General features: G+C 67.0%; 13 protein-coding genes. 6 read left to right on the plus strand and 7 right to left on the minus strand.

Annotated features, from left to right (window positions below; genetic code table 11):
* The first annotated feature begins 97 nt into the window (after positions 1-97).
* Positions 98-739, plus strand: coding sequence for a GNAT family N-acetyltransferase (locus ABD154_RS00945; protein ID WP_211978822.1), 642 nt, complete (start codon positions 98-100; stop codon positions 737-739).
* A gap of 88 nt (positions 740-827) precedes the next feature.
* On the plus strand, positions 828-2,522 hold the full coding sequence (locus tag ABD154_RS00950) for a hypothetical protein (protein WP_211978823.1): 1,695 nt from the start codon (positions 828-830) through the stop codon (positions 2,520-2,522).
* 94 nt (positions 2,523-2,616) lie between these two features.
* Here the strand turns inward: ABD154_RS00950 and ABD154_RS00955 are convergent, their stop codons facing one another.
* Together ABD154_RS00955 and ABD154_RS00960 are read right to left on the minus strand one after the other, a co-directional pair.
* Entirely contained in the window at positions 2,617-3,786 is a 1,170-nt protein-coding gene (locus ABD154_RS00955) for a M20 family metallopeptidase (protein WP_249121017.1), read from the minus strand.
* 80 nt (positions 3,787-3,866) lie between these two features.
* The gene (locus tag ABD154_RS00960; protein WP_211978825.1) at positions 3,867-5,423 is read right to left on the minus strand and encodes an AbgT family transporter; all 1,557 of its coding nucleotides are present in this window, start codon (positions 5,421-5,423) and stop codon (positions 3,867-3,869) included.
* On the opposite strand from ABD154_RS00960, the gene ABD154_RS00965 reads away from it, so the two are divergent.
* Positions 5,414-6,565, plus strand: a complete 1,152-nt coding sequence (locus ABD154_RS00965) for an Lrp/AsnC family transcriptional regulator (RefSeq protein ID WP_344249436.1) — start codon at positions 5,414-5,416, stop codon at positions 6,563-6,565. The genes ABD154_RS00960 and ABD154_RS00965 overlap by 10 nt on opposite strands.
* Before the next feature lies 1 nt (position 6,566).
* On the opposite strand, the gene ABD154_RS00970 is transcribed toward ABD154_RS00965, so the two are convergent.
* The 3 genes from ABD154_RS00970 to ABD154_RS00980 all read right to left on the minus strand — a co-directional run bounded on the left by ABD154_RS00970 (position 6,567) and on the right by ABD154_RS00980 (position 9,545).
* A complete protein-coding gene (locus ABD154_RS00970; protein WP_211978827.1) occupies positions 6,567-7,076 on the minus strand; it encodes a putative immunity protein in 510 nt (169 codons plus the stop codon).
* A 201-nt stretch (positions 7,077-7,277) separates the two neighbouring features.
* On the minus strand, positions 7,278-8,735 hold the full coding sequence (locus ABD154_RS00975; protein ID WP_198499543.1) for an NAD-dependent succinate-semialdehyde dehydrogenase: 1,458 nt from the start codon (positions 8,733-8,735) through the stop codon (positions 7,278-7,280).
* Between the two features lie 117 nt (positions 8,736-8,852).
* The gene (locus tag ABD154_RS00980; protein ID WP_211978828.1) at positions 8,853-9,545 is read right to left on the minus strand and encodes a MerR family transcriptional regulator; all 693 of its coding nucleotides are present in this window, start codon (positions 9,543-9,545) and stop codon (positions 8,853-8,855) included.
* A 202-nt stretch (positions 9,546-9,747) separates the two neighbouring features.
* Between ABD154_RS00980 and ABD154_RS00985 the strand changes: the two genes are divergently transcribed.
* Entirely contained in the window at positions 9,748-10,239 is a 492-nt protein-coding gene (locus ABD154_RS00985; protein WP_211978829.1) for a DUF2306 domain-containing protein, read from the plus strand.
* A 102-nt stretch (positions 10,240-10,341) separates the two neighbouring features.
* On the opposite strand, the gene ABD154_RS00990 is transcribed toward ABD154_RS00985, so the two are convergent.
* Entirely contained in the window at positions 10,342-10,662 is a 321-nt protein-coding gene (locus ABD154_RS00990; RefSeq protein WP_211978830.1) for a GNAT family N-acetyltransferase, read from the minus strand.
* Between the two features lie 158 nt (positions 10,663-10,820).
* On the opposite strand from ABD154_RS00990, the gene ABD154_RS00995 reads away from it, so the two are divergent.
* Complete coding sequence (locus ABD154_RS00995; protein WP_211978831.1) at positions 10,821-11,408, plus strand: GNAT family N-acetyltransferase; 588 nt, start codon at positions 10,821-10,823, stop codon at positions 11,406-11,408.
* 129 nt (positions 11,409-11,537) lie between these two features.
* Here the strand turns inward: ABD154_RS00995 and ABD154_RS01000 are convergent, their stop codons facing one another.
* Entirely contained in the window at positions 11,538-12,695 is a 1,158-nt protein-coding gene (locus ABD154_RS01000; protein ID WP_344249442.1) for an epoxide hydrolase family protein, read from the minus strand.
* Between the two features lie 56 nt (positions 12,696-12,751).
* On the opposite strand from ABD154_RS01000, the gene ABD154_RS01005 reads away from it, so the two are divergent.
* Positions 12,752-13,714 (plus strand): helix-turn-helix transcriptional regulator, encoded by a 963-nt coding sequence (locus tag ABD154_RS01005; protein ID WP_211978833.1) that lies wholly within the window; start codon positions 12,752-12,754, stop codon positions 13,712-13,714.
* Positions 13,715-13,753: the final 39 nt, after the last annotated feature.

Raw genomic sequence — 13,753 nt, forward strand, 5'->3', positions numbered from 1 at the left:
CGGGCCGGCCTCCCGGTGACCCTGCAGGTCCCGGTGACCGCAGTGGTCGCTGTGACCGCAGAGGTCGCGGTGAATCCGGCGGCTCCCGGAGGCCCTGGTGATCGGTGACGGCCCGGTGTGGCCGATCGAGCTGCGCGACACCACGGCCGCGGTGACGCTGCGACCCCTGCGTCGCGGCGACGAGTCCGCATGGCGTGAGGTCCGCGCCTTCAACCGCGACTGGCTGCGCCCCTGGGATGCGACGCTGCCGGTGCCCGGCCAGGAGACGCCGAGCTTCCGGTCGATGGTGCGGATGTATGACAAGCAGGCCAAGCGCGGTCAGTCCGTCCCCTTCGCCATCGAGGTCGCCGGTGAGTTCCGCGGGCAGCTCACCGTCTCCGGGATCACGTGGGGGTCGATCCTCAGCGGGCAGATCGGCTACTGGATCGACTCCCGCGTCGCCGGCCGCGGAATCACCCCGCTCGCGGTGGCGATGGCCACCGACCACTGCCTCTTTTCCCTCGGCCTCCATCGCATCGAGATCAACATCCGCCCGGAGAACGCGGCGAGCCTGCGCGTCGTCGAGAAGCTCGGCTTCCGCGACGAGGGCCTGCGGCGCAACTACATGCACATCGACGGGCGGTGGAGCGATCACCGGACGTTCGCGCTCACCGTCGAGGACGTCCCCCACGGCATCCTCGCAGCCTTCCGACACGGCACCGGCGGAGGCCACGGCGGACCCGGTGTGAGCAGGGCCTGAACCGAATCGTGTGAACTTCCTGGCGGATTGACCGACACACCACTCTCGTTCACGACGTTGTCCAATCGTGACCTCTAGGGTTTGCAGTGTGGACACCAGCATCATCGTCGTCATCGCCATCGCCGTGGTCTTCGTCGTCGTCGTGCCCGCACTGATCCGCCGCTCGGCCACCGAGATCTCCCGCGTCGACCTCGACCGTGTCCCCGATGATGCCCGGGTGGTCCCTGCCGAGTCCCAGAATCCCTGCCGTGACCAGGCAGAACGCGTCACCGTCTTCCGCACCGAGGCGGCCCAGCCATCCGTGCCGCGCATCGGTCACACCCCCGCCGACACGGTTCCCAGCCTGCGGCTGTCCGCGCAGACCCCGGAACTCGCCGTCATCGACGGAGAGGGTGAGTCCCGCCCCGAGGTGGTCGCGCCCGACGACCAGAGCGCAGAGCCCCGGCAGCTGCCCGTCGCCGTCGGCGAGTCCGCGTCGACGTTCGTCGCCGCCGGGCACGCTCCCGCGCACGACGCCGACATCCGTCCGCTGCACCCCGCGGTGCGCGCCGTCTTCAACCAGGCAGCGTCGGGACCGACGAACTCGGTGAGCGGTGGCACGGGCCGCCTCGGCGAGACGCCCCGAGGTCCGCAGCCACCGACTTCCGCGGGCCGAACCCAGCCGCCTCGCTCTCGCGGGGGAGAGGCTGACCGGCCCGCGACGACCGCGGCGCGCGCACAGACGCCCGCGCCCGGTCCTGCGACACCCGAACCGACCGCCCGAGACACAGAGGACCCTGCGATGACTGAGAGTGCTGCCCGACTGCGCGAATCCCTGCGGTCGACCGGAACGATGGTCCGCGGATTCGCGCTCGTCTTCCTCGCCTCCGTGCTCGGCATTCTCGTCACCGGTGTCCTCGCTCTCGTCTCCGTCGTCCACCCGGCTCTCATCGGAGTGTTCGCAGGCCTCGCGGTCGTCTCGCTCTTCATCGTGCGGACCCTCAATCTGCGCAAGCGCGACATCAAGCGCCAGCTCCGCAGCCTCGGCACGACATCGGCTCGCGGTGGCGAGTCCATTGCGGTCGCGGAAGCCCCCGCCCAGGCGGTCTCGGATTCCGCCGAGTCGAGCGCGCCGGCCGCTGCCGCGAAGGCCGCTCGCGCCCGTGCGGTCATGCAGCGCAGCGCCACGGCGAAGTACGCCCGTGAGGAAGCCGTCACCGGGGAGATCCCGATCGTCCACATCCGCAGCGAGGCCGCCGAGGGGCACACGACCCGCCAGATCCTCCTCACCGGACCGATCCCCGTCATCGACGAGGCCACCGCAGCTCCCGCCGAGCAGGAGGAAGCGAAGGCGGATTCCGCGTCGACCGGAACGTCTGCAGAGTCCGATGCGGTGACCGCGACCGGGGTGGCCGATGACCTCGCCGAGGCGGCTCCCGAACCGGCACGCGCCCCGCAGGCGAAGGAGGCGGCTCCGGCGGTCACCGACCCGTTCCAGCAGCGCCTCATGGCCCGCGGCGGATGGTCGCCGACGCCGCTGCCCGTGCCGAGCTATGTCGATGCCCCCGAAGCCGAGCACACTGTGCCCGCGGCGAAGGCCGCGGACGCGAGTTCGTACGAGACCGAGGCCCGCAGCCGCGAGGACATCGCCGCGCAGTTCGCCGAAGAGCTCGGCTACCGCAACGAGCTCAGCGACTCCGCACGGGATGACAGCCCGCTCGAGCACGGCCGCAAGGCGATCAGGGCCACGAAGGCTCCGGCGCTCGACGCCGTCAACGACGTGCTCGCCCGCCGCCGCGCCTGAGCCGAGGATGATGCAGCGAGTCGGCTGACCGACCGGCGCCGACGCACGAACAGCCCCACCGATCGGTGGGGCTGTTCGCGTCTGTCGCGGTATGTCAGAGCGGTGGGGTGGTCGCTGCCCTGACACCAGCGAGACGCGCGGACTCGCTGTCAGAGCGGCGATCGAGATCTCCCACGTCCAGGTCCGAGGGGGTGAACGCTGTCGTGAGGATCCCAGTCAGGAGGAGAATCCGGTCGTCGATGTCATCTTCGATGACGTGTTCGGATCGCGCGTGTGGCCCGTTGCCACTGGCACCAAGGCCATCGAGCACAGGAATGCCCATCGCCGAGATGAAGTTGGCGTCGCTGCCTCCTCCGACCGCGCGCAGACCCAGCCGTGATCGCACCTTCTCCGCCGCGTGCTGAACGCCTGCGATGAGTTCGGTGCTGGCGCTGGTGACGGTCATCGGCGGGCGGTTCCACCCACCGTCCACGCTCAATGCCACCCGCTCATCCGTGATGATGAGCGACGAGAGCAGCGCGTCGATGCGTTCGGCTTCGGCGGCCGTCGTCACTCGCACGTCCACCTCGGCTTCGGCAGATCCCGCGATGACATTGCGCGCACTGCCGCCGCGGATCAGACCGACATTGAGACTTGTGCCGGCTTCGTAGTCCGAACCCGCACTCAATTGGAGGATGACCTCGGCAAGAGCATTGATGGCGCTGGCTCCGCCGGCTGGGTCATTGCCCGAATGGGATTCGACGCCGGTCGCGCGGATCGTGAAGACACCCACCCCCTTGCGTTCGACTTTGAGGTCCCAATCGACGCCGGGCTCGAGAACCAGGCCTGCTAGCGCTCCCGCCGCTTCGCGCTCGATGATCGGTCGGGATGCTCGGCTGCCGAGCTCCTCATCCCCGTTGAAGACGAAGGTGACGGTCGGATGCGGCAAGCCATGTCGTTGGGCGAATCTGAGCGCGCGGACTCCTGTGACAAGGCCGGCTTTCATATCGAGTACTCCGGGCCCTCGCACGATGCCCTCATCGACGGAGAACGGGATGGAATCGAGGGTCCCGAGCGGCCACACGGTGTCGTAGTGGCCGACGACGACCACTCGGCCGGGAATCGAACCGGGCACCTCGATGACGAGGGTCGGACCGTGCTCAGAGTGATCCACACGTTCGGCGCGACCGAGAGGGCCGAGCACTTCACTCACCCATTCGAGAAGCTGATCGGCGAAGGCGCGCAGCGACGGCAGGTCAGAGCTCGGAGACTCCCGTTCGACCAAGGGCTGCAGATCGGTCAGTGTCGCGGCGTGCTCGGCGGCTGCCTCGGCGCGCAGCAGAGGAAGGCGGTCTGCGAATGCGGTCACTGGACTCCCACCCCCGGTCCAAGAGGCAGACCGAGCAGGTACCAGATGATGAACAGCCCCAGCCAGACGAAGAGATTGACCACTGCGATGGGCAGAACCAGTGACATCAGCGTCCCGATGCCTGCCTTGGGTCGGTGGGTCCGCAGGAATCCCAGTGCCATGACGAAGTACGGACTCATCGGGGTGAGACTGTTCGTCGGAGCATCGGCGATGCGGAAGACAGCCTGTGTCGTCTCCGGAGCGATGTCGAGCAGCATGAGCATCGGAACGAGAACCGGAGCGACGAACGCGTACATCGCCGATCCGCTGGTGAGGACGAGGTTCATGCAGCTGATGAGCAGGACTGCGGCGATGAAGATGGGGATGGGGGATGCGCCGAGTGAATCGAGCAGGCCGGCCCCCTTGATCGACAGGATCGCTCCGATGTTCGTCCATTTGAAGTACGCAAGGAACTGGGCTGCGGCGAAGAAGAGGACCATCACCGGCACGAGTTCGCGCACGCCAGGAACCATCAGCGCGGGAATCTGGCTCACCGAGGTGATCGACCCTTCGGCGACGCCGTAGCAGATGCCGACGGTTGCGAAGAAGAGCATCATGAAGACGGCCATATTGTCCATGAGGGGAGAGTCGAGGACCGAACCGTTCTCGCCGCGCAGCGGCGAGCCTGAGGGGAGGACTGCGAGGACCACAAGTGTGAAGAAGATCAGAGCACCGATGCCGGCAGTGACGAGACCGCGACGTTCGGACGAGTTGAGCTTCATGTTCGGCAGCGGTTCGGCATCGACCGAGGGCTCCTCGGCCTCCATCGCAGCGACCCGCTTGGAGACGACGAGTTCGACGACGACGGTGATCGAGACCGCGAGGACGAGGGATGATGCGGCTGAGAAGTAGTAGTTGGCGAGAGGGCTCACCGAATAGCCGGGGTCGATCGTCTGCGCTGCTGCGGTCGAGATTCCGGCGAAGACGGCATCGCTGCCTGTGGGGAGCAGGCCGATGCTGCTGGCGCCGCCCACGGACACGTACGCGACGACCGCACCGATGATGGGACTGCGACCAACGGCGCGGTACGCGATCATCGCCAAGGGGATCATCACGGCGAATGCCGCATCTGAGGCGACCTGAGCGACCATGGCGGTGATGGCGATGGTGAAGGTGACGTAGCGCGGGGAGACTCGAGCGAGCATTCCGCGCATCATCGCCTGCAGCAGTCCGGAGGCATCGGCGATGGACACGCCGAGTGCGACGACGATGATGAGGCCGAGAGGCGGGAAGGTGACGAAGTTGCTGATGGCGTCGCCGAGCATCATCTGCACGCCGGCGAAGGACAGCAGGTTCTGCACGGCGAGCGTCTCACCGTCCGCCGGATTCTCTGCGGTGACCCCGAGGGCGGAGAGGACTGCGCTGAGGACGGCGACGATGACGGCAAGTCCGACGAAGATCCAGAATGGATGCGGAAGCTTATTGCCGATCCGATCGACGGTTTCGAGGACCTTGAGAACTCCCGTCGAGAACCGCGACTCCTTCGTCACGCTCGCCGGTGAAAGTGTGGACATTCGATTCTCCGAATTGTGATTATGTTCATCTGACAGGAACAGTGTGCATGATGTGTAACATTTTTGGCAATGCCGTATTGGATCATGGCAAAGGATATAGTGGTTCAGTGCAACCACTCGATGCTCTCGACATCTCCCTCGTCGCCGCCCTGCAGCATTCGCCCCGGGCGTCGCTCAACACGCTTTCCGACGTGCTGACGATCTCACCGAGCACGGTGAGTCGACGTCTGTCTCGCCTCATCGACGACGCGCTCATCCGTGTCACGGCGTCCGTGAGCTGGTCGATCCGCGGATCCGGCCATCCCAGTGTGCTCTGGGTGCAGGTGGCTCCCGCGCAGATCCGCGACGCGGCATCCGCGCTGGCCGAGCTGCCTGAGGCGCAATCGGTCTACATCGTCACGGGTGAGGCGAACATCAGGTGCTTGCTCCATCCCCGGGCCGACGGTGACATCTCCGAGCTCGTGCTCGATGTCATCCCGCAGATTCCGGGAGTCGAGCGCATCTCCTCACACGGGATCCTCGCCAGCTCCTCGCGCAGTGCTGACTGGACAGTGCCGGGCATCCTCAGCGATGGGCAGATCGATCTCCTCGGAGGACGGTGGGATGCTGCCGGCAGCGGTGAGCAGGAGGGACAGCTTCGGCGCACCGAGCTGGGAGTCGTCGATCAGCTCGTCGCCAACGGTCGTATCACTGCCGTCCAGATCGCCGACGAACTCGATATCACCCGGGTCACCGCTGCCCGTGCACTTGAGACGATGTTGAGCAGCGGCCTCGTGCGACCGCGGATCGACGTCGAGCCTGGCCTTCTCGGGTATCCGGTTGAGGTCTTTGCGCAGATCAGCTGTGCACCCTCTGCGGTCGCTGACCTCGTTGCAGTGCTCGGACAGCACCCGAACGTGCGGACGGCGTCAATGACGGCCGGAGCAGTCGCTGTCGCGGTCCAAGCCAATGTCGCCAATGAGACCGCACTCTATGAGTTCGTCACAGAGGACCTCGGGAAGCTCGAGGGAATATCGGACGTTCGGCTGTCGACGAAGCTCGAAACGGTCAAGCGAAACTGGAGCAGTGTTCGGCCTGACGGCAGGCAGGTCCCCGCGGCGGCACCGCCGTTGCTTGCGGGGTCGCCTGGCGCTGGGGGCTGAGTCAGTCGGAGAAGACGCCCCAGCAGAGGGCATTGCGGCGCTCCTGGTCCTCGAGGACGAGGTCGCGGACGGCGACCGGCAGTCGGCTGCGCTGCCATTCCCGCTCCTTGCTGCCGGCGGCCGGATCATTCGGGGCTGCCGCGGCGACGGCCTTGATCGCATAGGCGGCCGCGCCGAGATCGTGCTCGGCGACGTGTCCCACGCAGGCGGCCTGACCGGCGGCGTAGGCGGCGAATCGGGGTGCGCCGGTGAGCGGGCGGGCCGCCCCCATCGCGTGACCGCCGAGGGCGCGTGCCGTCATCATCGGCATCTCTCCGCTTGCCCATGCCCGTGCGGCGGCGATCGCGTCGCGCGGACGCCGATCATCGACGACGGCCGCCTCGAAGAGCGGGAGGGCGTGCTCAGCGCAGTCGGCCGCCCAGAGGGCGAGGAGGCGATGGTCGTCGTCGGTGAGGGTGCCGCCGCGACGAACCGTGATGAGCCGCGGGTCGCGGTCCTTGGAGAGGATCATCGTGCTGGGCCGTGCCTGCTGGTGGCGGTGGTGAGCGCCGATCCGCTCCTCGTCTGACCGTCGGGCTTCCTCGCAGTGCTCACGGTCACCGAGTCTAGGGCGACCCCAGCCGAAATCACAGAGGCGGCCGACACGGGAAGTGCCGGCCGCCTCGGTGACGGTCCTTCGCACCGTCACGGGACCCCGGACGGTGCGATGCGCTCAGGAACGCGGAGTGGCGACGTACTTGAGCTCGAGGTACTCGTCGATGCCGACGCGGCCGCCCTCGCGACCGAGACCCGACATCTTCACGCCGCCGAAGGGTGCGGCCGGGTTCGAGACGAGACCGGTGTTGAGGCCGATCATGCCGACCTCGAGCTTCTCGGCCATGCTCAGGGCACGGTTGATGTTCTCGCTGAACAGGTAGCCGGCGAGGCCGTACTCGGTCTCATTGGCCAGCGCCACGGCCTGCTCGTCGGTGTCGAACGTGACGATCGGGGCGACAGGTCCGAAGATCTCCGTCGTGCGGATCTCCGCGTTCTCCGGAACGTTCGTGATGACCGTCGGATCGAAGAAGAAGCCGGGGCCGTCGATCTTCGCACCGCCGGAGATGACCGTGGCACCATTCGACACGGCGTCGTCGACGAGGGCGGCGACCTTGTCCAGGGACTCCTGGTCGACAAGCGGGCCCACCTCGGTGCCGTCCTCGAGGCCGTTGCCGACCTTCATCGACCCGATGCGCTCGGCGAGCTTCGTCGAGAACTCATCGGCGATCGAGGAGTGGACGAAGAGGCGGTTGGCGGCCGTGCAGGCCTCGCCGCCGTTGCGCATCTTCGCGAGCACCGCGCCTTCGACGGCCTTGTCGAGATCGGCGTCCTCGAGGACGACGAACGGGGCGTTGCCGCCGAGCTCCATCGAGGACTTCATGACATTGTCGGCGGCCTGCTTGAGCAGACCGATGCCGACCTCGGTCGACCCGGTGAAGGTGACCTTGCGGGCGATGCCGGACTCCATCCACGGGGTGACGACGCGACGCGCCGACTCCGAGGTGACGACGTTGAGGACGCCGTCGGGCAGACCGGCTTCCTTGAGGACGTCGACGAGCATGAGCGAGGTCAGCGGGGTGAGCTTCGCGGGCTTGAAGACCATCGTGCAGCCGGCGGCGATCGCCGGACCGATCTTGCGCGTGCCCATGGCCAGCGGGAAGTTCCACGGCGTGATGAGCACGCACGGTCCGACCGGCTCACGCGAGATCATCAGACGGTTCTTGCCGTCGGTCGAGAGCGTGAAGTCACCCGAGATGCGCACAGCCTCCTCGGAGAACCAGCGGAAGAACTCCGCGCCGTAGGCGACTTCGCCCTTCGACTCGGCGAACGGCTTGCCCATCTCGGCGGTCATGACGGCGGCGATGTCGTCGGAGCGCTCGATGAGGAGTTCGAAGGCGCGGCGCAGGATCTCGGCGCGCTCGCGCGGGGCGGTGGCCGCCCAATCAGCCTGCGCGTCGCCGGCTGCCTTGATGGCCGCCTCGGCGTCAGCGGCCGAACCGTCGGCCACGGTGGTGATGACGTCACCGGTCGCGGGATTGATGACGTCGATGGTCTTTCCGTCCTCGGCATCACGCCACTGTCCGTTGATGAACAGTCCGGTGTTGAGCTTGTCGATGATCGGCGTGATGTCCACGACTGATCCTCCCTTGGTTGTTGTCTCGAGACTTCCGGGCACGGGAGCGCCCGATGCCTCGTTCAGTGTACGGGTCGCCCACCGTGGAATCGATGCGGATTTCGCAGAGTGAGAGCGTCAGCCGCCCTGCCTCCGCGCCTGTGCGGACATCGCCGCATGGACGAGTCCGCTCATCGAGACGAGCAGGCGATTGTGGAGGGTGATGCCGCGGATGACCGCCAGGGCGATCTCGTCGCGGGTCAGGTCGTCGCTGATCGGCAGCGTATTGGTCCGGGCGATCTCCTCGAGCGCCCGCGCGTGGAGGAGCACGGTGTCGGCATCGACGGTGTATCCGGCAGCGGCGAGGTCGGCCAGCGCCGTGGCGACGGCGGTGCGCGAGGTGGGGGAGACGTCCGGCCAGTCGAGCGCGGCAAGAGCGCTGCGGACAGCGGCGTCGCTGTCGTCAGCGTCTCCCCGAGGCGGCTGCTCGGAGCTTGATCGAGTGTCGGAGACGGGTGGGTCAGCGGCGTCGGTTCCGACGGTGTCCGCGACGCCGGGGTGGTTGGCCGTGCGCTGGCAGAGACCCATGAGTTCGAGGTTGCTCACCGTCTCATCGTCGATCGCCGAGGTCAGGTCGGTGATCGCGGCCAGCGGGAGGTCGAGCTCGCGTCGCAGCCACGTGATCAGGGCGAGCCGGTGGACGTGGGCCTCGGTGTAGGTCGCCGTCGTCGCGTTGCGCTTGAGTCCGGGATTGAGCACGCCGAGGCGGAGGTAGTACTTGATGCTCGCCGGCGACACCTCGGTGCGTCGGGCGAGTTCGCTCAGCTTCATCGCGCTCCTTCGATATCCACGGCCGGAACTTCCCGGGCCGTCACGCCTGAGCCGTCATGCTCGAGTTGCGGGCCCGAGTTGCGGGCCCGGGCCGTCGAGGCGCGGAGAACCAGAGCCCCGGACAGCCGACGCCCTCGGATAGCTGAGAGCCCCGGCACTATCCACGTTGCCACACTTTGGATAGCGGCACTATCTTAAGTCCATGGACACGCTGCTCATCGCCATCCATGCCATTGCCGCCACGGGTGTCGTCCTGCTCGCACCGGTGCAGGTGCTGCGGCGACCGAAGGATCAGCGCCACAAGGCCATCGGCCGCTCGTGGGTCGTCCTCATGTACTTCGTGTGCGTGAGCGGGATGTTCATCTACTCGATCACCGGCGGGTTCACGTTCTTCCACGCCCTGGCGATCTTCACGTTCTTCACCACGACCCTCGGGGTCATCATGATCCGCCGCGGCCATGTCCGCACCCACGCGTTCAACATGATCGGCTCGTGGCTGGGCGCGGTCACAGCAGGGCTGTTCGCCGTCATCATCCCCACCCGGGAGATCCCCCGGCTCGTCGTCGCCGAGCCCCTGGTGTTCTGGACGATCCTCATGGGGGTCATCGTCGCCGCCACCCTCTGGGTCGCCTATGTGCTGCGCTTCGTCCCGGTGCGCCGTCCCGCCGAGGCGGTCGCGTCACCGGTTGCCTGAGCGCGGGACGGCGCGCCCGCAGGATGTGCGGGCCGCGGAGTTCCTCGCCCCGCACCTCGGGGCAACGCGGAGTCAGGTCGCCTCGACGAGAGCTGAACGAGCTTACGCGAGCGAAGCGTCGAACTCGTGGTTCTTCTCGAGGAAGCCCATGACGTACGAGCACGTCGTGCGGAACCGCAGGTCCGCCTCGGTGGTGGATTCGAGGGCGAACCGCACGAGCTTCGCGGCGATGCCCCGCCCGCCGTACGCGGGGTCGACGATCGTGTGGGTGAAGGTCCGCACGGTGGGCACCCCCGCCTCGGTGGCATCGGTGTCGACATAGTCCGCGGTGCCGATGACCGTGCCGTCATGGGTGACGGTGAAGCGCGACTGGTCGGGGTCATGGGCGATGGTGTAGGTCTCGCCGTCGATGTCGACGTCCATGGCTGCTCCTGCTCTCTGCGGTGGACCCCTCCGCGGGTGGGCCGCGGTGAGGGGAGGGCGCTGTGTCCTCAACCCGAGCCTACCGACTAACCTGGGAAGCGCAGTCGACACCCCGGCGATGCTCCCCGCTCGCCGCCGCAGCAAGGAGCAGTCCCCACATGACCTCGCAGACCCCGGCCACCCTCATCGATGGCTACGAGCTCATCCTCAGCGAATCGGGATTCACCGTCGGATTCCTCGGCGAGGCCGACATCGACGACTACGTCGCGCTCGTCGCCTCCGCCTACCGTGGGGAGGCCTCGAAACAGGGGTGGACGTCCGAAGCCGATCTCCTCAGCGGCCAGCGCCTCGACGCCGCGATGGCCAGGGAGATGCTCGCCGAGGCGGATTCGACGATGCTCCTCGTGCGCGCCCGCGACGGTCAGGCCGTCGGCAGCGTCTACCTGCGGCAGCCCGTCGACGGCGTCGCCTACCTCGGCGTGCTCGCGGTGTCCCCGCTCGGCCAGGGGCAGGGCGTCGGGTCCGCGCTCATCAACCTCGCCGAGGCGTGGGTGGCCGAACGCTGGGGTGCGACCGCGCTGCAGATGAGCGTCATCAACAAGCGCTGCGAACTCATCGCCTACTACGAGCGCCGCGGCTACGTCCGCACCGGTGAGACCGAGCCCTTCCCCTACGGCGACGAGCGCTTCGGGGTGCCCAAGGTCGACGATCTCGAATTCGTCGTCCTCGTCAAACAGCTGGGTTGAGGTGCTCCGCCGGTGAGTGTCGGTCACTCGGGAGTACGACAGCGGTGGCACCGACGGCTGCTCGTCGGCGAGCGAATGGATGGGAACCGCAGTATCGCTGCGGATGGCATCGTGACTTCTGCTCATCGCTCAGGTCAGGGATCCGATCGAGATCCGGATGTCCTCGGCGACGAGTTCGGGTTGCTCCCACGCGGCGAAGTGCCCTCCGCGCTCAGCATATGTCCAGTGGATGAGAGCATCGGTCTGCTCAACCAGCCGACGGACCGGGCGTCCGATGTCGTCCGGCATGACCAGGATGGCTGTGGGGGTCGTGGACGGCTCCAAAGGTTCAGCCCAGCTGGGAAATCCGTACTTGTAGTAGCGGGCCGAGGAGCCGGCCGTGCGGAAGAACCAGTAGATGCTGACCACTGTCAGCATCTCGTCGCGCGCGAGTGCCTCCTCGGGCGCGCTGCGGGCCCCCGACCAGTCTCGGTACCTTTCGATCAGCCACGACATCAAGCCGACAGGGGAGTCGGTCAGGGCATACGCGAGTGACTGTGGGCGGGTCGACTGGAGCATCGCGTATGCACCCACGTCGTAGGTGTAGCGAAGTCCATCGGCAACTGCACGGGCTTCTTCGGGGTCCGTCATGTCGGCCGTCTCCGCGGTGAGACTCTCGCCGCCGAGCAGCCCGGTGGTGTGGATCCCGGCAACATGGCCCGGGTGCCGCAGTCCCAGCTCCCGAGCAATCCCCGCCCCGGTGTCATAGCCGTGCACGAGGTAGCGATCGTAGCCCAGCCGGCCCATCACGCGAGCGAACGCATCGGCTGCCCGCACAAGAGTCCATCCCTCGACGGGTCCAGAGACTCCGAACCCCGGGATCGTAGGGATGACCACGTCGAACGGCTGTCCACCGCTCCGCGGTTCCGTCAGCAGCGGAATCATCCCAAGAAAGTCCGTCGGGCCGGTGGGCCACCCGTGGATCAGCAGCAGGGGTTTGGCCCCGGGGTGGGTCGAGCGGACGTGATGGAAATGAACACTGTGGTCGTCGACGAGAGTGGTGTACTGCGGGAAGGCGTTGATCCGAGATTCCTGTCGCCTCCAGTCGAAATCTCGTATCCAGTACTCGGTGAGGTCCCGGGCGTATGACAACGGCAAGCCGTCGGACCATCCGGCGTCCGAGCGCTCGTCGGGCCAGCGCGTCCTGCGCAGACGCTGACGCAGCTCCTCGAGTTCGGTGTCATCGATGTGGAGGGTGAAAGGCTGAATGTTTTCCATGGCCCTCACGTTAGGAATTCTTCCGGACATAATATGGCCGGAACAGGGCCGAAAGGCCGGTCGGTGATCCGTGAGGGAACGGTGACATGTCCACGATCAGTGTTCGGGTCCTCGAACTGCTTGCGCTGCTGCAGAACCGTCGCCACTGGGGTGGTGAGGAACTGGCGCGACGCCTGGAGGTGAGTCCTCGCACGCTGCGCCGCGACGTCCGAAGCCTGCAGGACCTCGGCTATCCGATCACCACAGTGCGCGGTACAGGCGGCGGCTACCAGCTCGCTCCCGGCGGGTCTCTTCCGCCCCTGGTGCTGGGCGAAGACGAAGCCGCGACAGTCGTCCTGGCCTTGAAGGACGCCGCTACCGGCGCTTACCCGGCAGACCCGTCCGCAGCCGTCACAGCGCTGGCCAAGATCGTGCAGGTTCTGCCCGCGAAGATCCGTCGACGAATTGACTCACTCCAGCATCTCGCTACTCTGCCAGGCCCGTTCGGACACGCGGCTGCCGTCGACACCGGCGTCCTGACTGCGTTGGCGCTGGCCGCACGCGACCATGAGGTCGTCGCTCTCGACTACACCGATGTCAGCGGGAATCGCACACATCGGACTGTCCAACCGCACGTCGTCGTCTCGCTGCATCAACGGCTCTATCTGGTTGCCTTCGACCTTATGGCCTCAGACTGGCGAACCTTGCGAATCGACCGAGCCGCTGACCCCGAACGAACAGGGCAGACGTTCGCGCCGCGGAAGTTGCCCACGGCCGACGCCGCTGAGTACGTCCGCCAGGGCATTGAGTCGGCGCGAACCGTGTACGAGGTGACTGCGAGCGCCGAGTGCTCCGCCGATGCTGCGCGGGAGCGACTCGGAGAATGGGGTGCGGCCGATCCCATCGATGCCGAGAACTGTATCGTTCGCATCTCTGTCAGCAACCTGGATTGGGCCAACTTCGCGCTCGCCGCGCTCGATGTGCCGTTCATCGTTCACTCCCCGGAAGAGGCCATCGACCACGCGGCTGCGTGGGGAGCCAGGCTGACCCGGGCCGCCAACCGACGATGACGCCGTGCCGCGTGCCCACTACTGCGCCCACTCGGGAAA

This window comes from Brevibacterium sanguinis (assembly GCF_039528855.1).
GTDB lineage: Bacteria > Actinomycetota > Actinomycetes > Actinomycetales > Brevibacteriaceae > Brevibacterium > Brevibacterium sanguinis.

Bases quoted from the DNA above. Each gene is read 5' to 3' on its own strand.
- ABD154_RS00960 (WP_211978825.1), bottom strand. From the start codon at position 5,423: ATGTCCACACTTTCACCGGCGAGCGTGACGAAGGAGTCGCGGTTCTCG.
- ABD154_RS00970 (WP_211978827.1), bottom strand. From the start codon at position 7,076: ATGATCCTCTCCAAGGACCGCGACCCGCGGCTCATCACGGTTCGTCGC.
- ABD154_RS00980 (WP_211978828.1), bottom strand. From the start codon at position 9,545: ATGAAGCTGAGCGAACTCGCCCGACGCACCGAGGTGTCGCCGGCGAGC.
- ABD154_RS00985 (WP_211978829.1), top strand. From the start codon at position 9,748: ATGGACACGCTGCTCATCGCCATCCATGCCATTGCCGCCACGGGTGTC.
- ABD154_RS00990 (WP_211978830.1), bottom strand. From the start codon at position 10,662: ATGGACGTCGACATCGACGGCGAGACCTACACCATCGCCCATGACCCC.
- ABD154_RS00995 (WP_211978831.1), top strand. From the start codon at position 10,821: ATGACCTCGCAGACCCCGGCCACCCTCATCGATGGCTACGAGCTCATC.
- ABD154_RS01000 (WP_344249442.1), bottom strand. From the start codon at position 12,695: ATGTCCGGAAGAATTCCTAACGTGAGGGCCATGGAAAACATTCAGCCT.
- ABD154_RS01005 (WP_211978833.1), top strand. From the start codon at position 12,752: ATGTCCACGATCAGTGTTCGGGTCCTCGAACTGCTTGCGCTGCTGCAG.